17 protein-coding genes are annotated in these 17,964 nt (G+C 72.7%); 5 read left to right on the forward strand and 12 right to left on the reverse strand.

Translation table 11 applies throughout. From position 1 onward, the window contains the following. Positions 1 to 6 precede the first annotated feature (6 nt). From KVF89_RS08900 to ligA, 4 genes are read right to left on the reverse strand one after another with little or no spacing between them, the layout of a single operon-like run. Positions 7 to 1,041: an alpha/beta hydrolase family protein gene (locus tag KVF89_RS08900; protein ID WP_257424981.1), complete on the reverse strand. Its 1,035-nt coding sequence runs from the start codon at positions 1,039 to 1,041 to the stop codon at positions 7 to 9. A 38-nt stretch (positions 1,042 to 1,079) separates the two neighbouring features. Further along, entirely contained in the window at positions 1,080 to 1,490 is a 411-nt protein-coding gene (locus tag KVF89_RS08905) for a VOC family protein (RefSeq protein WP_257424982.1), read from the reverse strand. 9 nt (positions 1,491 to 1,499) lie between these two features. Then, positions 1,500 to 1,943: a helix-turn-helix domain-containing protein gene (locus KVF89_RS08910; RefSeq protein ID WP_257424983.1), complete on the reverse strand. Its 444-nt coding sequence runs from the start codon at positions 1,941 to 1,943 to the stop codon at positions 1,500 to 1,502. A 6-nt stretch (positions 1,944 to 1,949) separates the two neighbouring features. After that, entirely contained in the window at positions 1,950 to 4,061 is a 2,112-nt protein-coding gene (gene ligA, locus KVF89_RS08915; protein WP_257424984.1) for an NAD-dependent DNA ligase LigA, read from the reverse strand. A gap of 216 nt (positions 4,062 to 4,277) precedes the next feature. On the opposite strand from ligA, the gene KVF89_RS08920 reads away from it, so the two are divergent. The 4 genes from KVF89_RS08920 to KVF89_RS08935 all read left to right on the forward strand — a co-directional run bounded on the left by KVF89_RS08920 (position 4,278) and on the right by KVF89_RS08935 (position 8,885). Then, complete coding sequence (locus KVF89_RS08920; RefSeq protein ID WP_257424985.1) at positions 4,278 to 4,883, forward strand: TetR/AcrR family transcriptional regulator; 606 nt, start codon at positions 4,278 to 4,280, stop codon at positions 4,881 to 4,883. 40 nt (positions 4,884 to 4,923) lie between these two features. Continuing rightward, on the forward strand, positions 4,924 to 6,576 hold the full coding sequence (locus KVF89_RS08925) for an MFS transporter (protein ID WP_257424989.1): 1,653 nt from the start codon (positions 4,924 to 4,926) through the stop codon (positions 6,574 to 6,576). 114 nt (positions 6,577 to 6,690) lie between these two features. Then, complete coding sequence (locus KVF89_RS08930) at positions 6,691 to 7,293, forward strand: TetR/AcrR family transcriptional regulator (RefSeq protein WP_257424996.1); 603 nt, start codon at positions 6,691 to 6,693, stop codon at positions 7,291 to 7,293. A 35-nt stretch (positions 7,294 to 7,328) separates the two neighbouring features. Beyond that, entirely contained in the window at positions 7,329 to 8,885 is a 1,557-nt protein-coding gene (locus tag KVF89_RS08935) for an MFS transporter (RefSeq protein ID WP_257424997.1), read from the forward strand. A 30-nt stretch (positions 8,886 to 8,915) separates the two neighbouring features. Here KVF89_RS08935 and KVF89_RS08940 read toward each other — a convergent pair whose 3' ends face one another. Genes KVF89_RS08940 through KVF89_RS08955 form a run of 4 tightly spaced genes read right to left on the reverse strand, consistent with a single transcriptional unit; the run spans position 8,916 to position 13,332 of the window. Next, positions 8,916 to 10,010: a hypothetical protein gene (locus KVF89_RS08940; RefSeq protein WP_257424998.1), complete on the reverse strand. Its 1,095-nt coding sequence runs from the start codon at positions 10,008 to 10,010 to the stop codon at positions 8,916 to 8,918. Positions 10,011 to 10,015: 5 nt separating this feature from the next. After that, the gene (locus KVF89_RS08945; RefSeq protein ID WP_257424999.1) at positions 10,016 to 11,023 is read right to left on the reverse strand and encodes a uroporphyrinogen decarboxylase/cobalamine-independent methonine synthase family protein; all 1,008 of its coding nucleotides are present in this window, start codon (positions 11,021 to 11,023) and stop codon (positions 10,016 to 10,018) included. Continuing rightward, positions 11,020 to 12,135, reverse strand: coding sequence for a tRNA 2-thiouridine(34) synthase MnmA (gene mnmA, locus KVF89_RS08950; protein WP_257425000.1), 1,116 nt, complete (start codon positions 12,133 to 12,135; stop codon positions 11,020 to 11,022). The genes KVF89_RS08945 and mnmA overlap by 4 nt, the downstream gene beginning before the upstream one ends. 21 nt (positions 12,136 to 12,156) lie before the next feature. Beyond that, positions 12,157 to 13,332 (reverse strand): cysteine desulfurase family protein, encoded by a 1,176-nt coding sequence (locus KVF89_RS08955; RefSeq protein WP_257425001.1) that lies wholly within the window; start codon positions 13,330 to 13,332, stop codon positions 12,157 to 12,159. A 147-nt stretch (positions 13,333 to 13,479) separates the two neighbouring features. Here KVF89_RS08955 and KVF89_RS08960 point away from each other — a divergent pair, with 147 nt between their 5' ends. Next, positions 13,480 to 14,598, forward strand: a complete 1,119-nt coding sequence (locus KVF89_RS08960) for an FAD-dependent monooxygenase (RefSeq protein WP_257425002.1) — start codon at positions 13,480 to 13,482, stop codon at positions 14,596 to 14,598. Between the two features lie 4 nt (positions 14,599 to 14,602). Here KVF89_RS08960 and proB read toward each other — a convergent pair whose 3' ends face one another. From proB to rplU, 4 genes are all read right to left on the reverse strand, one after another. Further along, complete coding sequence (proB, locus tag KVF89_RS08965; protein ID WP_257425003.1) at positions 14,603 to 15,718, reverse strand: glutamate 5-kinase; 1,116 nt, start codon at positions 15,716 to 15,718, stop codon at positions 14,603 to 14,605. After that, positions 15,711 to 17,273, reverse strand: coding sequence for a GTPase ObgE (obgE, locus tag KVF89_RS08970; RefSeq protein ID WP_257425004.1), 1,563 nt, complete (start codon positions 17,271 to 17,273; stop codon positions 15,711 to 15,713). The genes proB and obgE overlap by 8 nt, the downstream gene beginning before the upstream one ends. 82 nt (positions 17,274 to 17,355) lie before the next feature. Beyond that, complete coding sequence (rpmA, locus tag KVF89_RS08975; RefSeq protein ID WP_257425006.1) at positions 17,356 to 17,610, reverse strand: 50S ribosomal protein L27; 255 nt, start codon at positions 17,608 to 17,610, stop codon at positions 17,356 to 17,358. Positions 17,611 to 17,648: 38 nt separating this feature from the next. Further along, positions 17,649 to 17,951, reverse strand: a complete 303-nt coding sequence (gene rplU, locus KVF89_RS08980) for a 50S ribosomal protein L21 (RefSeq protein WP_203045220.1) — start codon at positions 17,949 to 17,951, stop codon at positions 17,649 to 17,651. Positions 17,952 to 17,964 lie beyond the last annotated feature (13 nt).

Here is a 17,964-nt window from a genome sequence, read left to right on the forward strand (position 1 = left end):
CGAGACTCAGGCCAGATGGCGCCGCAGGAAGCGCCCGGTCCGCTGCATCGACAGGTCCCACTGCGGGCCGAAAGCGTGCTCCTCACCGACGTAGGTCCGCATCGTCACATCGACGCCGGTCCGCTCCATCAGCCGGGTCGTCGCCCGGCTCCACCGGATCGGGCAGGAGTCGTCGGAGGTGCCGTGATGGATCAGCACCGGCTCGGTGACGTCGCCGAAGTAGGTCCGGGCACTGATCCCCGCCCAGAAGGCCGGGTTGGCGGCCGGCTCGCCGTAGCGCCGCAGGATCCGGCCGGCGACGCCGTCGCGCGCGGGGTCGGGGCGGATCCATCGCTCGAAGTTGTCGACGGCGTCCGAGCTCACCGGCGCGAACACGACCGCCGCGTCGACGAGGCCGGGCCGCACGACGAGCGCGTTGTAGACGACGCCACCGCCCATCGACCGGCCCACCAGCGCGACCCGCTCGTCATCGACCGGGCCGGGCCAGGCCCGCAGCGCCAGGACCGCGTTGACGACGTCCTCGGTGTAGCCCATCCGCATGTCGAGGCCGCCGCTCGCGTCGGCGTCCGAGCCGGCGTGGCCGCGGTAGTCGACGTGCAGTGCGACGTACCCGTGGTCGCCGAACCACGCCCGCTCCCGGGTCATCCCCTGCCCGTTGGCATAGATCGCCGGATCGATGTAGCCGTGCGCGAGCACGACCGCCGGGAACGGTCCCGGTCCCTCCGGCACCGCGAGCCGGCCGGACACCGTGAGTCCGCCGCCGCGGTAGGTGACGGCGTACTGCCGGTGCCGCGCCGTGCGCGCGACCTCCTCGCCCAGGGTGAGTCCGCCGCCGTCGAACGCCTTCTGCGCAAGCGCGGGCAACGACACCCGGTGGGGTACGGCGGCAGGGGGCTCCGCGCTCGCGGGAGCGCTGTCGCTCGTGGCGGACGGGAGCGGTGGGGGCGTCGTCGGACCGGCACCGGGCCCCTCCGCATCGGAGCACCCGGTCGCCAGCGACACCAGGACCAGGACCGGCGCGATCCGACGCAGCCATCTCATCGTGCCAGTGTGCCCCGGCCGGGCAGGGTCCGGCGGCCTCAGCCGGACATCTGGCCGATCCGGAGCTTGTTGCCGAACGGGTCACGGATACCGAAGTCGGTGCCGTAGTCCTTGACGCTGATCTCGTCGGTGACGTCGACGCCTCGGGAGACCAGGGCGTCGTAGGCCGCCTGGGCGTCGTCCGTCGCGAGGGCGACCCAGCCACCGGCGGCGCCCCGGGTCAGCAGGTCGCGGACCTGCGCGGCGGTCTCCTCGTCCATCGAGGGCGGGCCGGGCCGTTCCAGCAGGATCTCTCGGTCCGGGTCACCCGGCACGCCGACGGTCAGCCAGCGCATGAATCCGAGGTCGGCATCGGTGCGCACCTCCATGCCGAGCACGCCGACGTAGAAGTCGAGCGCCTCGTCCTGGTCGAGCACGAAGAGGGAGGAGAGCCTGGTGTGAGTGAGCATGCGCCCACGCTAGGCCGGGCGGGAGCGCGGCGTTGTGCCGAAACTGCTCGGCCTCTCCCACGCCTTGGCGAAGCAGGTCGGGACGACGCCCGGCGGCGCCGGCACCGCCGCCCGGTAGGCGGACGGTGGGACGCCGACGACGCGTCGGAACGTCCGGGTGAACGTGGCCAGGTTGGTCCAGCCGACCGCGACGCAGATCTCCTGGACCGGCTCGTCGGAGGTCCGCAGCAGCGCCATCGCCCGCTCGATCCGCCGACGCTGGAGGTATCGGTAGGGCGTCTCGCCGAAGGCCGCCCGGAACGTGCGGATGAAGTGGGCCGGGGAGCAGTGCGCGACCCGGGCGAGCGCGTCGACGTCGAGCGGCTCGGCGTAGGAGCGGTCCATCAGGTCCCGGGCACGCAGCAGCAGCCGGTTGCTGCGCTCACGCTCCGCCTGGGCGGCACGGGTGGTCACGGTCGGTCACTCCCCCTCCGTGGTGTCCTCCACGACGGGCGGACCGTTCTCCAGCAGCACCTTGAACCCGTCCTCGTCGAGCACCGGCACCCCGAGCTGCTCGGCCTTCTCGGCCTTGGAGCCGGCGCTCTCGCCCACGACGACGAAGTCGGTCTTCTTGGAGACCGATCCGGCGGCCTTGCCGCCGCGGGACAGGATCGCCTCCTTGGCCGAGTCGCGGGAGAAGTCCTGCAGGGAGCCGGTGACGACCACGGTGAGGCCTTCGAGGGTGCGGGCGACGGACTCGTCGCGCTGATCGGCCATGGAGACGCCGGCGGCGGTCCACTTCTCCACGATCGCCACGTGCCAGTCGATCTCGAACCACTCGATGACCGCCCTCGCGATGGTCGGCCCGACGCCCTCCGCGGCGGCGAGCTGCTCCTCGGTCGCCGCCCGGATGGCGGCCATCGAGCCGAACTCCTGCGCGAGTGCGCGCGAGGCGCTGGGCCCGGTGTGCCGGATCGAGAGCGCCACGATCACCCGCCACAGTGCGACGTCCTTGCGCGCGTCGAGGTTGGCGAGCAGCTTCTCTCCGTTGGCGCTGAGCTGCGGACCGTCCTCGTCCTTCTTCGGCGCGCGGGTGAACAGCTCGGTGGCCCGCAGCTTGTCGGCGTCGAGGTCGAACACGTCGCCCTCGTTGGCGATCACGCCCGCGTCGAGCAGCGCCACCGCGGCCTCGTAGCCCAGGCCCTCGATGTCGAAGGCGTTGCGGCTCGCGACGAAGAAGACCCGCTCGCGCACCTGTCCCGGGCACTTCTCGTGGTTGGGGCAGCGCCGGTCCTTGTCGCCCTCCTTCTGCTCGACCAGCTCGGTCGCGCACGCCGGGCAGGTGGTCGGCGCCACCCAGGGCGCGAGCCCGTCGGGCCGCAGCGGCAGCACCGGGCCGACGATCTCGGGGATCACGTCGCCGGCCTTGCGCAGGACGACGGTGTCCCCCGGCCGCACGTCCTTGCGCTCGACCTCGTGGAAGTTGTGCAGCGTGGCGTTCTCCACCGTGGAGCCGGCCACCTTGGTCGGCTCCATGACGCCGTACGGCGTGACGCGGCCGGTGCGGCCGACGTTGACCGCGATGTCCAGCAGCTTGGTGTTGACCTCCTCGGGCGGGTACTTGAAGGCGATCGCCCACCGCGGAGCCCGGCTCGTGGAGCCCAGTCGGCGTTGCAGCGAGACGTCGTCGACCTTCACCACGACGCCGTCGATCTCGTAGGGCACGATCGAGTGCCGGTTGTCGCCGGCGTGCTCGATATAGCCCTGGACGTCGGCGAGGCCGGACAGCACCCGCACCTGCTCGGACACGGGCAGCCCCCAGGCGGCCAGCGCCTCGTAGGCCTGGGACTGAGCGCGTGGCTCGAAGCCCTCACGGGCCCCGACACCGTGGCAGACCATGCCGAGCGCGCGGGTGGCGGTGACCCGCGGGTCCTTCTGTCGCAGCGATCCGGCGGCGGCGTTGCGGGGGTTGGCGAAGGCCGGCCTGCCGGCCTCGGTCATCGTCACGTTGAGCGCCTCGAAGGCCTCGGCCGGGAGGAACACCTCGCCGCGCACCTCGACCAGCGCCGGCACCGGGAACTCGTCGGTGCCGGTCAGCCGGTGCGGCACCGAGGCGATCGTCTTCACGTTGGGCGTCACGTCCTCGCCGGTGCGCCCGTCACCCCGGGTCAGCGCCCGGACCAGCCGGCCCTGCTCGTAGAGCAGGTTGATGGCCAGGCCGTCGACCTTGAGCTCGCACAGCAGAGGCGCGTCGGTGATGCCGTCGCGGCCGAGCCGGGCGTACCACGCCTCCAGCTCCTCGAAGGAGAAGGCGTTGTCCAGGCTCTCCATCCGCTGCAGGTGGTCGACGGCGGTGAACTCCGTCGCCACCGCCCCGCCGACCTTCTGCGTGGGCGAGTCCGGCGTGCGCAGCTCGGGGTACTGCTCCTCGAGCTCCTCCAGGCGCCGCATCCGCGTGTCGAAGTCGGCGTCGGACAGAGTGGGCTGGTCGAGCACGTAGTAGCGCCAGCGGGCCTCCTCCACCTCGTCGACGAGCGTGGCGTGCTCGTCGCGGGCCGAGGGCGGTACGACGGGCAGGTCGGCCTGGGTCATGGGGGACATCTTGCCGCGTTCCGCCGACGGTCCGCCGACGGCGTGCCCGCGATGTCCTCGGCATGCCCGTGATCAGCCGACGGACCGCCGAGGACTGTCGGCGGTCTCCGGCAGAGTCGGGAATGCAGGAGAGCGGGGTCACGTTGACAGAACGAAACCGTTCCGTACTATCTATGGAAACGAAACCGTTCCGTACCATCTGTTCCGGAGGCCACCGTGTCACCCCGCAAGCCGAGCTCCCCCGAGACGCCGACCCGTCCCCGGGTCGAGGGAGACCGCGAGCAGGAGATCCTCGACGCCACGCTCGAGGTCCTCGTGGACGTGGGCTACGACCGGCTCACGATGGACGCCGTGGCCACCCGGGCCAAGGCGTCCAAGGCCACGCTCTACCGCAAGTGGGAGAGCAAGGCCACGCTGGTGATCGACGCGCTCCGCTCGCAGAAGGCACCGCAGGTGGTGGTGGCCGACACCGGCGGCCTCCGCGACGACCTGATCGCCACCTTCTGCCAGCACGGCAGCCTGTCCGACCAGCACCAGAACGCGCTCCTCGGCAGCGTGGTCACCGCCATCGGCCGCGATCCCGAGTTCGCGGCCGCCTTCCGCGAGCAGTTCATCGCCCCCAAGGTCGCGGCGTCCCGCACGATCTACGAGCGTGCCCGGGACCGCGGTGAGATCCGGGACGACATCGACCTGGACATCCTCACCGCGGCGCTGGCCGGCATCGTGCTGCACCGCGGCTTCCTCCTCGGCGAACCGCCGACCCCCGACCTGATCACCCGGGTCATCGACCAGGTGATCCTCCCCGCCGCGACCCGCGGCTGACGAAGCACCGCCCGCTCACCATCCACACGAAGGAACCGTCATGACCGACGTCGAATCGCTCGACCCTGCGGCGAAGACCTCGCCCGCCGGGATCGAGGAGCCGCCCAAGAAGCACCTCGGGCTCGCGCTCGTGCTGATCCTCACGGCCCAGCTGATGGTGGTGCTCGACGCCACGATCGCCAACATCGCGCTGCCCTACATCGGCGCGGACCTGTCCATCTCCCAGGCCAACCTGACCTGGATCGTGACCGGCTACGCCCTCGCCTTCGGCGGCCTCCTGCTGCTCGGCGGCCGGCTCGGCGACCTCTACGGCCGCCGCCGGCTGTTCATGCTCGGCCTGGCGGTCTTCGCGGTCGCCTCGCTCCTCGGCGGCCTGGCGACCAGCGAGGGCCTCCTGCTCGCCTCCCGCGCACTGCAGGGACTGGGCGCCGCCATGGCCGCTCCCGCGGCCCTGGCGCTGATCACCACCACCTTCCCGGCCGGCCCGCAGCGCAACCGCGCGATGGCCGCCTACGCGACGATGTCCGGCGTCGGCGCCGCCATCGGCCTGATCCTCGGCGGCTGGCTGACCGGCTTCGACTCGATCGTCGGCATCGACGTCGAGGGCTGGCGGCTGACCTTCCTGATCAACGTCCCGATCGGGCTGATCGCCGCCTTCCTGGCGCCCCGCGTCCTGGCGGAGTCCGAGACCCACGTGGGCGAGCTCGACGTGCCCGGCGCCATCACCGGCACGCTCGGCCTGCTCGGCATCGTCTTCGGCCTCTCCCGGGCCGGCGAGGAGGCCTACGGCTGGGACCACGCCCAGACGATCGTCGCGCTGGCCGGCGGCGTCATCCTGCTGGTCGCCTTCGCCGTGATCGAGTCGCGGGTCGCGCACCCGCTGCTGCCCATCCGGATCTTCGCCAACCGCACGCGGGCCACCAGCTTCGCGGCGATGATGATCGCGCCGGCCGCCATGTTCGCGATGTTCTACTTCCTGAGCCTGTTCATCCAGCAGATCATGGGCTTCGGACCGCTCGAGGCGGGCTTCGCGTTCCTGCCGTTCTCGTTCGGCATCGTGATCGGCGCGGGCCTGGCGTCCAACCTCGTCGCGCGCGTCGACGCGCGCTACCTGGCCGGCGTCGGCACCCTGCTGGCCGCCGGGGCGCTCTTCATGTTCTCGCGGATCCCGATCGACGAGTCGCCGCAGGCGGTCCTCACGGCGCTGGCCGACGGTGGGGCGGACATCAACTACTGGACGCACGTCTTCCCGTACATCCTGCTGATGTCGATCGGCATGGGCCTGGTCTTCGTGCCGATGACGCTCACGGCCGTGCACCACGTCCGCGCCGAGGACTCAGGCATCGGCTCGGGTGTCCTCAACACGATGCAGCAGGTCGGCGGCGCACTCGGACTCGCGACGCTGAGCACCGTGGCGCTGCACTTCTCCAACAACCAGGCCACTGCGGTCGCGGGGCCGATGGCGGACGCGATCACCGCCGGCGGCGGCGACCCGAGCGCGGCGGTCTCCGGGACGGGCCAGACCTTCCTGGACGCCGCGATCTTCGGGTCCAGCTTCCCCGAGGGCGCCACCCACGCGTTCCTCGTCGCGTCGATCCTGATGCTGGCGGCCTCCGCGGTGATCTGGGCGTTCCTCAACGTCAAGCACACCGAGCTGGCCACCGATGCACCCGAGGGTGTCCACGTGGGCTGACCCCCACCCGCACCAGGCACGGGGCCCGCCGGAGGAGATCCTCCGGCGGGCCCCGAATGCCGTCCGGGGTCCGGTGACTTGCCTACGACGAAACGGAACCGTACCGTTCCATGCATGGTCTCTCGTCTCGGCCGCCGCCCCGTCCCGGCCCGCCCCCGGGTCGAGGGAGACCGGGAGCAGGAGATCCTCGACGCCGCCCTGGCGGTTCTCGTCGACGTCGGCTACGACCGGCTCACCATGGATGCCGTGGCCACCCGGGCGAAGGCGTCCAAGGCCACGCTCTACCGCAAGTGGGACGGCAAGGCGCCGCTCGTGATCGACGCCCTCATGGCACAGAAGACCCCGCCGGAGGTCCCCGCGGACACCGGCAGCCTGAGGGGCGACCTGCTCGCGATGTTCTGCGGGCACGGTGGCCTGACCGACGAGCACCAGACCGCGATCCTCGGCAGCGTCGTCACCGCCATCAGCCGGGACCCCGAGTTCGCGGCAGCCTTCCGGGAGCGGTTCATCGCGCCGAAGGTCGCGGTGGCCCGGGAGGTCTACCAGCGGGCCCACGAGCGGGGCGAGCTGCGTGACGACATCGACCTGGACATCCTCACCGCGGCGCTGCCCGGCATCGTGCTGCACCGCAGCTTCCTCCTCGGCGACCCGCCGACCCCCGACCTGATCACCCGCGTCGTCGACCAGGTCATCCTCCCGGCCGCCACCCGCGGCTGACCTTCCACCACTCCTCCGCACACCAAGGAACCCTTGTGGCCGAAACGACCGCCTCCGACCTGCCCGAGAGGCAGCAGGCCGCCCCCGCCGTGAAGCATGCCGGCTGGGCTCTCCTCCTCATCTGCGTGGCGCAACTGATGGTGGTGCTCGACAGCACCATCGCCAACATCGCCCTCCCCTACATCGGCACCGACCTCGCGATCGACCCGTCGAACCTGTCGTGGGTCGTCACCGGGTACGCACTGGCCTTCGGTGGCCTGCTGCTGCTCGGCGGCCGGCTCGGCGACCTCTACGGCCGCCGCCGCGTGTTCATGGCCGGTGTCACCCTCTTCGCGGTCGCCTCGGCGCTCGGCGGCATCGCCCAGAACGAGGCCATGCTGCTCGGCTCGCGAGGCCTGCAGGGTGTCGGCGCCGCGCTCGCCTCGCCGACCGCCCTGGCGCTGATCACCACGACCTTCCCGGCCGGCCCACAGCGCAACCGCGCGTTCTCCGTGTTCGCCGCGATGTCCGGCATCGGTGCCGCGATCGGCCTGGTGCTCGGTGGCTGGCTGACCGATCTCGACCCCGGCTGGGGCTGGCGCCTGACCTTCCTGATCAACGTCCCGATCGGCCTCGCCGCGGCGTACTTCGCGCCGAGGCTGCTGCCCGACACCGACAACCACGCCGGCACGCTCGACCTCCCCGGCGCCGTCCTCGGCACCGGCGGCCTGCTGGCCCTCGTCTACGGCATCACCCGCACCAGCAACGTCGACCCCGACACGGTCACGGCCGTCAACCCGCACGGCGCCAGCTACGGCTGGGGTGACCCGCTCGCCGTGACCGCGATGGTCGTCGGCGTGGTCGCCCTCATCGCGTTCGTCCTCATCGAGACCCGGATCAAGCATCCGCTCATGCCGCTGTCGATCTTCGCCAGCCGCACCCGAGCCGTCGCGTTCGTGTCCATGATGGTCACCCCCGCGGCCATGTTCGCGATGTTCTTCTTCCTCTCGCTCTACGTGCAGAACATCATGGGCTACTCGCCGCTCAAGACCGGCTTCGCGTTCCTGCCGTTCGCGGTCGGCATGGTGTTCGGCGCCACGCTCTCCTCGAAGCTCGCCTCCAAGGTCGACCCGCGCTTCCTCGCCGGCACCGGAACCATCCTCGCCGGATTCGCGCTGTTCATGTTCTCGCGCCTGGAGTTCGGCCAGGAGAGCTACTGGACCGACATCGCGCCGTACGTCGTCCTGATGTCGCTCGGCATGGGCCTGACCTTCGTGCCGATGACGCTCACCGCCGTGCACGGCGTGCGCACCCAGGACGCCGGCATCGGCTCCGGCGTGCTCAACACCATGCAGCAGGTCGGCGGCGCACTCGGCCTCGCGACCCTCTCCGCCGTCGCCTCGCACTACACCACCGAGAAGCTCGGCAGCCTGATGGCGGCCGACCCGAGCGACCCGCTCAACACCGGTGCGGCATTCGCCGACGGCGCGACCCACGCGTTCCTCGTGGGAGCGTTCATGATCTGGGGGACGTCGCTGGTCATCTGGCTGCTGCTCAACGTCAAGCACACCGAGCTCGCGGGCGACGTACCCGAGGGCGTCCACGTCGGCTGATCCCGGGGCGGCGGGCCGCGCGCCGAGGCCTCAGCCCTCGAACCACGACAGGTCGACGCCCTCGGCGAACTCCCGCGTCGTGACCAGGTTGTCCGCGCCGTAGCCGTCGGCGAGCGCCTCGTAGTCGGCGCCCGGCGACCCGAGGCGGCTGTTGCGCGGCAGCGCCGCGATCCGCGGCGAGCGCACGGTGGCGAGCATGACCGCGTCGTCGGTACGACGGATCGCGATCGCCGTACCCGGCTGCCACCCGCGGACGACACCACGCTTCGTCTCGCAGTGCCACTCCGCGCCGCACGCCGGCACGGACGGGCTGTCCCGGGGAACCAGCACCACGGTGACCGTGCGGTCCGGCGAGGTCAGCTCGGCACCCACAGCGCCCTCGCCGTACGCCTTCGTGTCGGCCGGCCGCCCACCGCCCGTCGGGTCGGTGACCCCGTCCTGCACCATCCACTGCGCGACCGCCGCGGGCGTGGTCGGGACCGGGTCGCCTCGGGTGTCGTCCTGGGGCCACTTCGGCAGGTCGGCGTCGACCATCTCCCGCGTCGTCGTCGCCGAGAGCCGGTCGTCGGTCAGCAGCCGCACCAGGTCGCCCTCGACGCTCAACGGCAGGTCCTGCTGCTCGCGGGGGTCGCCCTCGATCAGCTCGCCGGCGTAGGTCACGCTGCGCTGCTCACCGTCGGCGGTCTCGAACACGAGCGTGAGGATGCCGGGGTCCTCCTCGGGCTCCTCCTCCTGCCAGGACAGGAAGAAGGTGCCGCCCTCGTCCGCCCACTCGGCGCAGTCGTCGTGCTCGCCGCAGCCGGCGAGGTCGCGCGTACCGGCCCCCTCGACCGTGACGTACAGGTAGTGGGAGTCGCCCTCCTCCCCCGGCGGCCGGAACCGGATCTCCACGCCGAGCGGGTCCGCCACGTCGTAGTGCCCGTTGACGTCGAACGACGTCACCCGCAGGTCGAGGACGTCGACCGCGACGGCCGCGATCGCCTTCTTGGTGGCAGGCGCGACCGCGGCCTCCGGGCCGTCCTCCGGTCCGGAGATCCAGCGCCCGAGACCGGCGATGGCCGCGACCACTCCGAACACGACGACCGACGCGGCCAGGCCCTTGAGCAGGAAGACCGAGGGCTTCATGCCGCTCAGCCTGCCACGGACCTCGCGACGTCCCGGCTGAGCTCGAGTGCGCGTCGGGCGGCGGCAAGAGTGCCTCCGGCCAGCCCGCAGGGCGGGGAGATCACCAGCCCGTCGCCGACCTGGTCGGGATCGAGACCCAGCAGGTCGAGCCAGCGCAGCACCCGCTCCACCAGCGCCTTGTCCCCGGGCAGCGGGCCGGTCGTGGGCACGACGCCGAGCACGACGGTCCCACCGGCCTCCAGCGCCTCGCCCGCGGCGTCGTGACCGTCGGCGTCGAGCAGGTCGAGGTCGAGCATCACGCCGCGGGCACCGGCTCCACGCACGAGCCCGACCGGCACCTGGGGCGCGCAGCAGTGCACCCACGGGACCGCCCCGGCCGCGGACACCGCGTCGAGCACCCAGCCCAGCGCCTCGCTCACCTCCGGCGGGTGCACGGCGCGGTGCCTCCCGAACCCCGAGGCCGTCGGTACGCCGCCCACCAGGATCGTCGGCAGGGCCGGCTCGTCGAGCTGGAGGACCAGCTCGGTGACCGACGGCAGCCGGCGGCGGAGGTCGGCGAGGTGCTCGGTCACCGCGACGGCGAGCGCCTGGGCCAGCTCGCGGCGGGCACCGTGATCGGCGAGGAGCTTGTCGCCGCGCGGCCGCTCGACGGTGGCCGCGAGGGTCCACGGACCGGTGACCTGGACCTTGAACGGGCCGGTGTGCCCGACCGCCTGCTCCTCGAGCGCGTCGAGGTCCTGGGCGAGCAGGCTCCGGGCGCGACGCTGGTCGAGCGCGGGCGCGCCGGACGTGCCGGTGAGCCGCCAGCCCTCGGGCTGCAGGTCGGCGTCGAGCTCGGTGACCAGGCCGAGCGTGCGGCCGGTCATCCCGGCGCCCGCGCCGCGCCCCGGTACCTCGGGGACGAACGCCAGTCCGTGCGCGCTGGGGGCGAGCTCGCCGAGCACGACCGCGAGCGCCTCGTCGTAGTCGCGCTGGGTGGTGCCGGGGAACGACCCGACGCCGGTGCCCCTCACGCGGACACCCGCCGGGTCGAGGTGATCGTGGCCGAGCCGACGACCCGCGTGCCGTCGTACACGACGACGGCCTGGCCGGGGGCGATCCCGTCGGCGTGCTCGAGCAGGTCGACGCGCAGGTCGTCGGCGCCGACCTGGACGACGGCACGGTGCTCCGCGCCGTGGGCCCGCAGCTGGACGGTGACGTCGGCACCGTCGAGGACGGTGCCGGGCGCGAGCGGTCGCCCGCACCAGCGGACCCGGTCGCCCTCGACCCGGTCGACGGCGAGCCGCTCACGGGGGCCGACGGTGACGGTGCCGGAGACGGGCTCGATGTCGAGGACGTAGCGGGGCCGGCCGTCGGGAGCGGGGTGGCCGAGCCGCAGACCCTTGCGCTGACCGATCGTGAACCCGTAGGTGCCCTCGTGGTGTCCCAGCACCTCACCGGTGGCGTCGTCGCGGATCTCCCCGCCCTGGTTGGGGGCGCGGTCGCCGAGCTTCTCCCGGAGCCAGCCGGTGTTGTCGCCGTCGGCGACGAAGCAGATGTCGTGGCTGTCCGGCTTGTCGGCGACCAGCAGGCCCCGCGCCGCGGCCTCGGCCCGGACCTGCGGCTTCGGCGTGTCGCCGAGCGGGAACAGCGAGTGCCGCAGCTGCTGCTCGTCGAGCACGCCGAGGACGTACGACTGGTCCTTGGCCGCGTCGACGGCCCGGTGCAGCTCCACCTCGCCCCCGGCCGACGCGCGCACGGTCGCGTAGTGACCCGTCGCCACCGCGTCGAACCCCAGCGCCAGCGCCTTGTCGAGGACGGCGGCGAACTTGATCTTCTCGTTGCAGCGCAGGCACGGGTTCGGTGTCTGCCCGGCCGCGTAGGTGTCCATGAAGTCCTCGACCACGTCGGTGTGGAAGCGGTCGGACAGATCCCACACGTAGAACGGGATGCCGATCACGTCGGCCGCGCGACGGGCGTCGTTGGCATCCTCGATCGTGCAGCAGCCGCGGGCGCCGGTGCGGTAGGACTGGGGGTTGCGCGCCAGCGCGAGGTGGATGCCGGTGACCTCATGGCCGGCCTCGGCGGCGCGGGCGGCGGCCACGGCGGAGTCCACTCCCCCGGACATGGCGGCGACGACCCTCATGCGCGCGGGCCCTCCTCCGGGTCAGGCACGGGCCGCGCGGGCGCGCTCGACGCACGGGCCGATCGCCTCGGCCACCGCCGCGACGTCGGCGGCGGTGCTGGTGTGGCCGAGGCTGAACCGCAGTGAGCTGCGTGCCTCGTCGCTCGTGCGACCCATCGCGAGCAGGACGTGCGACGGCTGCGGCACCCCCGCCGAGCAGGCCGAGCCGGTCGAGCACTCGATGCCGCGGGCGTCGAGCAGCATGAGCAGCGAGTCGCCCTCGCAGCCGGGGAAGCTCAGGTGGGCGTTGCCGGGCAGCCGGTCGACGGGGTCGCCGTTGAGGACCGCGTCCGGTACGGCCCGGCACACGGCGGCCACGAGGTCGTCACGGAGCGCCGCCAGCCGAGCGGCATGCTCGCTCTGCTGCTTGACCGCGAGCTCCACGGCGCCGGCGAAACCGGCGATGGCCGGTACGTCGAGGGTGCCGCTGCGCACGTCACGCTCCTGACCGCCGCCGTGCACGAGGGCGGCCAGCTCCACCTCGCGCCGGACCACCAGCGCCCCGACGCCCAGCGGACCGCCGACCTTGTGCCCCGACAGCGACAGCGCGTCCACGCCGGCGGTGGCGAAGTCGACCGGCGTCGCGCCGACCGCCTGGACGGCGTCGGTGTGGACGGGGATGGCGTGCGACTGCGCGACCGCCACCACCTGGTCGACGGGCTGGAGGGAGCCGACCTCGTTGTTGGCCCACATCACGGTGACCAGCGCGACCGACACCGGGTCGCGCTCCACCGCCGCCCGCAGCGCCTCGACGTCGAGGCGGCCCTGCCGGTCGACCGGCAGCAGCTCGACCTGGGCGCCCTCGTGCTCCTCGAGCCAGGCCAGCGCGTCGAGCACCGCGTGATGCTCGACGGCCGTCGCCAGGATCCGGGTCCGCCGGGGATCGGCGTCGCGGCGCGACCAGTACAGCCCCTTGACCGCCAGGTTGTCGGCCTCGGTGCCGCCGGAGGTGAAGACCACCTCGCCCGGACGGCAGCCCAGGGCCTGCGCCACGGTCTCCCGCGACTCCTCCACCACCCGCCGCGCCCGACGGCCCGAGGCATGCAGCGAGCTGGCGTTGCCGACCTCGCGCAGGTGGGCGGTCATCGCCTCCACCGCGACGTCGGTCATCGGCGTCGTCGCGGCGTGGTCGAGGTAGACCGTCCGAATGTCATCCATGGCGTCTCCAAGATTACGACCCGGTCGTGCGACGCGCCCATCCGGCACGTCCGGCGAGCGCTGTAACTACCTGTTCTTGCCCGTACCTGATCCGTAGACCGGTACGGCAGAGGCAAGGACGGGTAGTTACAGCGCTACCGTGGCCGCGTGAGCGACGGTCCCGAGCTGGTGATCGCGGGGGCCGGGATCTCCGGTCTGGCGCTCGCGGCGGGACTCGCGCACGCCGGCACCCCGCTCCGCGTCCGGCTGCTGGACGAGCGGCCCGGGCTGGGGAGCTCGGGTGGCGCGATCACCCTCTGGCCGGCCGCGCTGGCCGCCCTGGACCGGATCGGCGTAGGCACGGAGGTCCGGGCGGCGGGACACCCCGTCGGCGCGGGCACGATCCGCAGCCGCACCGGCCGAACGCTCCGGTCCCTGGACCCGGCCCGGACCGCGGCCGCGCTCGGCGAGTCGCCGCTCGCGGTGCGCCGTGGCCCCCTCATCGAGCTCCTGCACGCTCGGATCGCGCCGGGCCGCGTGGCGTTCGATTCCGCCGTCCACTCCTACGAGCGCATCGACGGCGGGGTGCGGGTACGCACCTCGCACGGCACCCTCGACGCACGGGCGCTCGTCGGTGCCGACGGGTACCGCTCCCAGGTCGCGCGGACCCTCCATCCCGGCCTGGGCGAGCGGTACGCCGGCTATCCGGCCTGGCGCGGCCTGACCCGGGTGCCGGGCCTCGAGGCCGTCCAGCTGTGGGGCGCGCGGCAGGAGTTCGGCGTAGTGCCCCTCGGCGACGGACTCGCCTACTGGTTCGCGACCGTCCGGGAGCCCGCGGAGGGCGCGGCCGTCGATGAGCTGGCCCACCTGGCCGAGGCGTTCCGGGGCTGGCCGGAGCCGGTCGCGCGGGTGCTCGCCGGCACCGATCCGCAGGCGGTCGGCCGCAACGACGTGATGGACCGTCAGCCGCTCCGGCGCTGGCACGACGGACCGGTCGTCGTGATCGGCGACGCCGCGCACCCGATGCGCCCCCACCTGGGCCAGGGCGGCTGCCAGGCACTCGTGGACGCCGCACTCCTCGCGTCGCTGCTCGCCGACGGCTCTCTGGAGGACGCGTTCGCGGCGTTCGAGGCCCGGCGTCGTCGTACGACGAGACGCGTGGTGGTGGCCTCCCGGGCCGCCGCGCGGGCGGTCGAGGCACCCGCCGCGGTGCACCGTCTGTCGGCACTGGTGCCGGACGCGGTCCTGCTGCGCGCCCTCGGGGCGATCAGCGGTCGCCGGGACTAGAGGATCAGAGGACCACGAGGTCGTCGCGGTGGACGACCTCGCGCTCGTAGGCCGCGCCCAGCTCGCGCTTGAGCTCCTTGGAGGAGCGGCCCAGCAACGTCGGGATCTCGGCGGCGTCGAAGTTGACCAGGCCGCGGGCCACGACGGTGCCGTCGGGATCGAGCAGGTCGACGGGGTCGCCGGCGCTGAAGTCGCCCTGGACCCCGGTCACGCCCGCTGCCAGGAGCGAGGCGCGGCGCTCGACGACGGCGCGCACCGCGCCGGCATCGAGGACGAGACCGCCCTTGGGCTCGGTGGCGTGGCGCAGCCACAGCAGCCGCGTGGGGCGGCGCTTGCCGGTGGGATGGAACAGGGTGCCGACCTGCTCGCCCGCGAGCGCCTCGCCCGCCCGGTCGGCGGAGGTGAGGACGACGGGGATGCCCGAGCCGGTCGCGATCGCCGCGGCGTCGACCTTGGTCGCCATCCCGCCGGTGCCGAGGCCGGCCGTACCGACCGAGCCGACGACCACCTGGTCGAGGTCGGCGGAGCCGCGCACGTCGCCGATCAGGCGCGCACCGGGACGCGACGGCGGACCGTCGTACAGGCCGTCGACGTCGGAGAGCAGGACCAGCAGATCGGCGTGGACCAGATGCGCGACGAGCGCCGCGAGCCGGTCGTTGTCTCCGAAGCGGATCTCGGTCGTCGCCACCGTGTCGTTCTCGTTGACGATAGGGATCACACCGAGCTCGAGCAGTTGGGCGAAGGTCTGATGGGCGTTGCGATAGTGCGAGCGCCGGGTCACGTCATCGAGCGTCAGCAGCACCTGCCCCGCGATCAGGTCGTGGCGGGCCAGCTCCTCGGTGTAGCGGTGCACGAGCAGCCCCTGGCCGACGCTCGCGGCGGCCTGCTGTGCGGCGAGACCGCGCGGTCGCCTCCGCAGGCCGAGCGGCGCCAGGCCGGCCGCGATCGCGCCGGAGGAGACCAGCACCACCTCGGCACCGCGCGCCCGCGCCGCGGCGAGTACGTCGACCAGCGCGCTCATCCGCGCCGGGTCGATGCCACCGGAGGCGGTGGTCAGCGACGACGAGCCGACCTTGACCACGATCCGGCGGGCCGCGGTCACCAGGTCGCGCTCACTCACCGGGGTCGTCCTCGAGCCACGCGTCGTCGTCGGCCGGGATCGGCCGGGCGTCCGGGTCCGCCTCCGAGCCGATCTCGTAGGAGCTCGGACCGTAGACCTCGGGCTGGTCGATGCGGCGCGCGACGTCGGCGCGGGTCTCGCCCTCGGCGCGGTCGTCCAGGTTCTCGTGGATCTCGCGGCGACGAGCGGCGGCGGGGCGCTGCTCGTGGAAGCGGTCGTCCTCGCCCCGACGGGAGAGGTTCTCCGCCCCCGCGTCGATGCCGGGCTTGAAGTCGAAGACCACCGAGTCGTCGGTGGGCCCGATCAGGACGGCATCGCCCTCCTCCGCGCCCTGCGCGAGGAGCTTCGCCTCGACACCGAGGCGGTTGAGCCGGTCGGCGAGGTAGCCGACGGCCTCGTCGTTGCTGAAGTCGGTCTGCCGAACCCAGCGCTCCGGCTTCACGCCGCGCACCCGCCAGCCGGCGCCGGTGCGCGTGACCGTGAAGCCGTCGTCGTTCACCGCCTTGGGCCGTACGACGATCCGGGCCGGGATCTCCGACGCCTTCTCCTGCCGGGCCGCCACGACGATCTCGGCCATGGCGTAGACCAGCTCACGGGTGCCCTCACCGGAGACGGCGGAGAGCTCGAAGACGCGCAGGCCGCGCTCGCGGAGCTCCTCGACGACCAGCTCGGCGATGCCGCGACCGTCGGGCACATCGACCTTGTTGAGCGCCACCAGGCGCGGCCGATCGTCCAGGCCGCCGTACCTGCGCAGCTCGTCCTCGATCACGTCGAGGTCGTCGACCGGGTTGCGGCCGGGCTCCAGCGTCGCTGTGTCGAGGACGTGCACGATGGCGGCGCAGCGCTCGATGTGGCGCAGGAAGTCGTGTCCCAGGCCTCGGCCCTCCGCGGCCCCCTCGATCAGGCCCGGCACGTCCGCGACCGTGAACACGGTCTCACCGGCCGTGACCACACCGAGGTTCGGGACGAGGGTGGTGAACGGGTAGTCCGCGATCTTGGGCCGGGCCCGCGAGATGGCGGCGATGAGGCTGGACTTGCCGGCGCTGGGATACCCGACCAGACCGACGTCGGCGACCACCTTGAGCTCGAGCACGACCTCGAGCTCGTCGCCGGGCTCGCCGAGCAGTGCGAAGCCGGGCGCCTTGCGCGACTTCGAGGCCAGGGACGCGTTGCCGAGCCCGCCGCGACCGCCCTGCGCCACGACCAGCTCGGCGCCGGCCGTGACCAGGTCGGCGACGACCTCGCCGTTGCGGTACTTGACCACGGTCCCCGCCGGCACCGGCAGCACCAGGTCGGCTCCGTGGGCGCCGTTGCGCCGGTCGCCGGCACCGTGACCGCCGTGCTCGGCCTTGCGGCGCGGGCTGTGGTGGTAGTCGAGCAGGGTGGTGACGTCGGGGTCGACACGCAAGATGACCGAGCCGCCGGGACCGCCGTTGCCACCGTCGGGGCCGCCGAGCGGCTTGAACTTCTCGCGGTGGACCGACGCGACGCCGTTGCCACCGCGACCTGCGGACACGAAGAGGACCACGCGGTCGACGAAAGTGGGCACGGCCATGGATTCAGTCTTTCAGGAGAAATGGACGAAGGGCGTCCCGAACGGGACGCCCTTCGATGCCGAGGCAGGAGTGAGCGTCAGCTCACTCGCCCGGGACGATGTTGACGACCTTGCGGCCGCGCTTGCGGCCGAACTCCACCGCACCGGCGACCAGCGCGAAGAGCGTGTCGTCGCTGCCACGGCCGACACCGGAGCCCGGGTGGAAGTGGGTGCCGCGCTGGCGAACGATGATCTCGCCGGCGTTGACGAGCTGGCCGCCGAAGCGCTTCACGCCGAGGCGCTGGGCGTTGGAGTCGCGGCCGTTCTTGGTGGACGCCGCGCCCTTCTTGTGTGCCATGTTTCAGTCCTTCGGAATGTGTCGAGCCCGGTGGGAGCTCAGAGCTTGATGTCGGTGACCTTGACCTGGGTGTACTTCTGGCGGTGACCCTGGCGCTTCTTGTAGCCGGTCTTGTTCTTGTACTTCTGGATGACGATCTTCGGGCCCTTGGTGGCACCCAGGACCTCGACCGTCACGGCCGCCTTGTCGAGGCCAGTAGCGGTCACCTTGTCGCCGTCGACGGCGAGCACGACCGGCAGGGTCAGGGTGTCGCCGACCGGCGTGGAGACCTTGTCGATCTCGATGACGTCGCCGACAGCGACCTTCTCCTGCTTCGCGCCTGCGCGCACGATCGCGTACACCACCGGGCTCCTT

Source organism: Nocardioides carbamazepini (genome assembly GCF_024614185.1).
GTDB classification, from domain to species: Bacteria; Actinomycetota; Actinomycetes; order Propionibacteriales; family Nocardioidaceae; genus Nocardioides; species Nocardioides carbamazepini.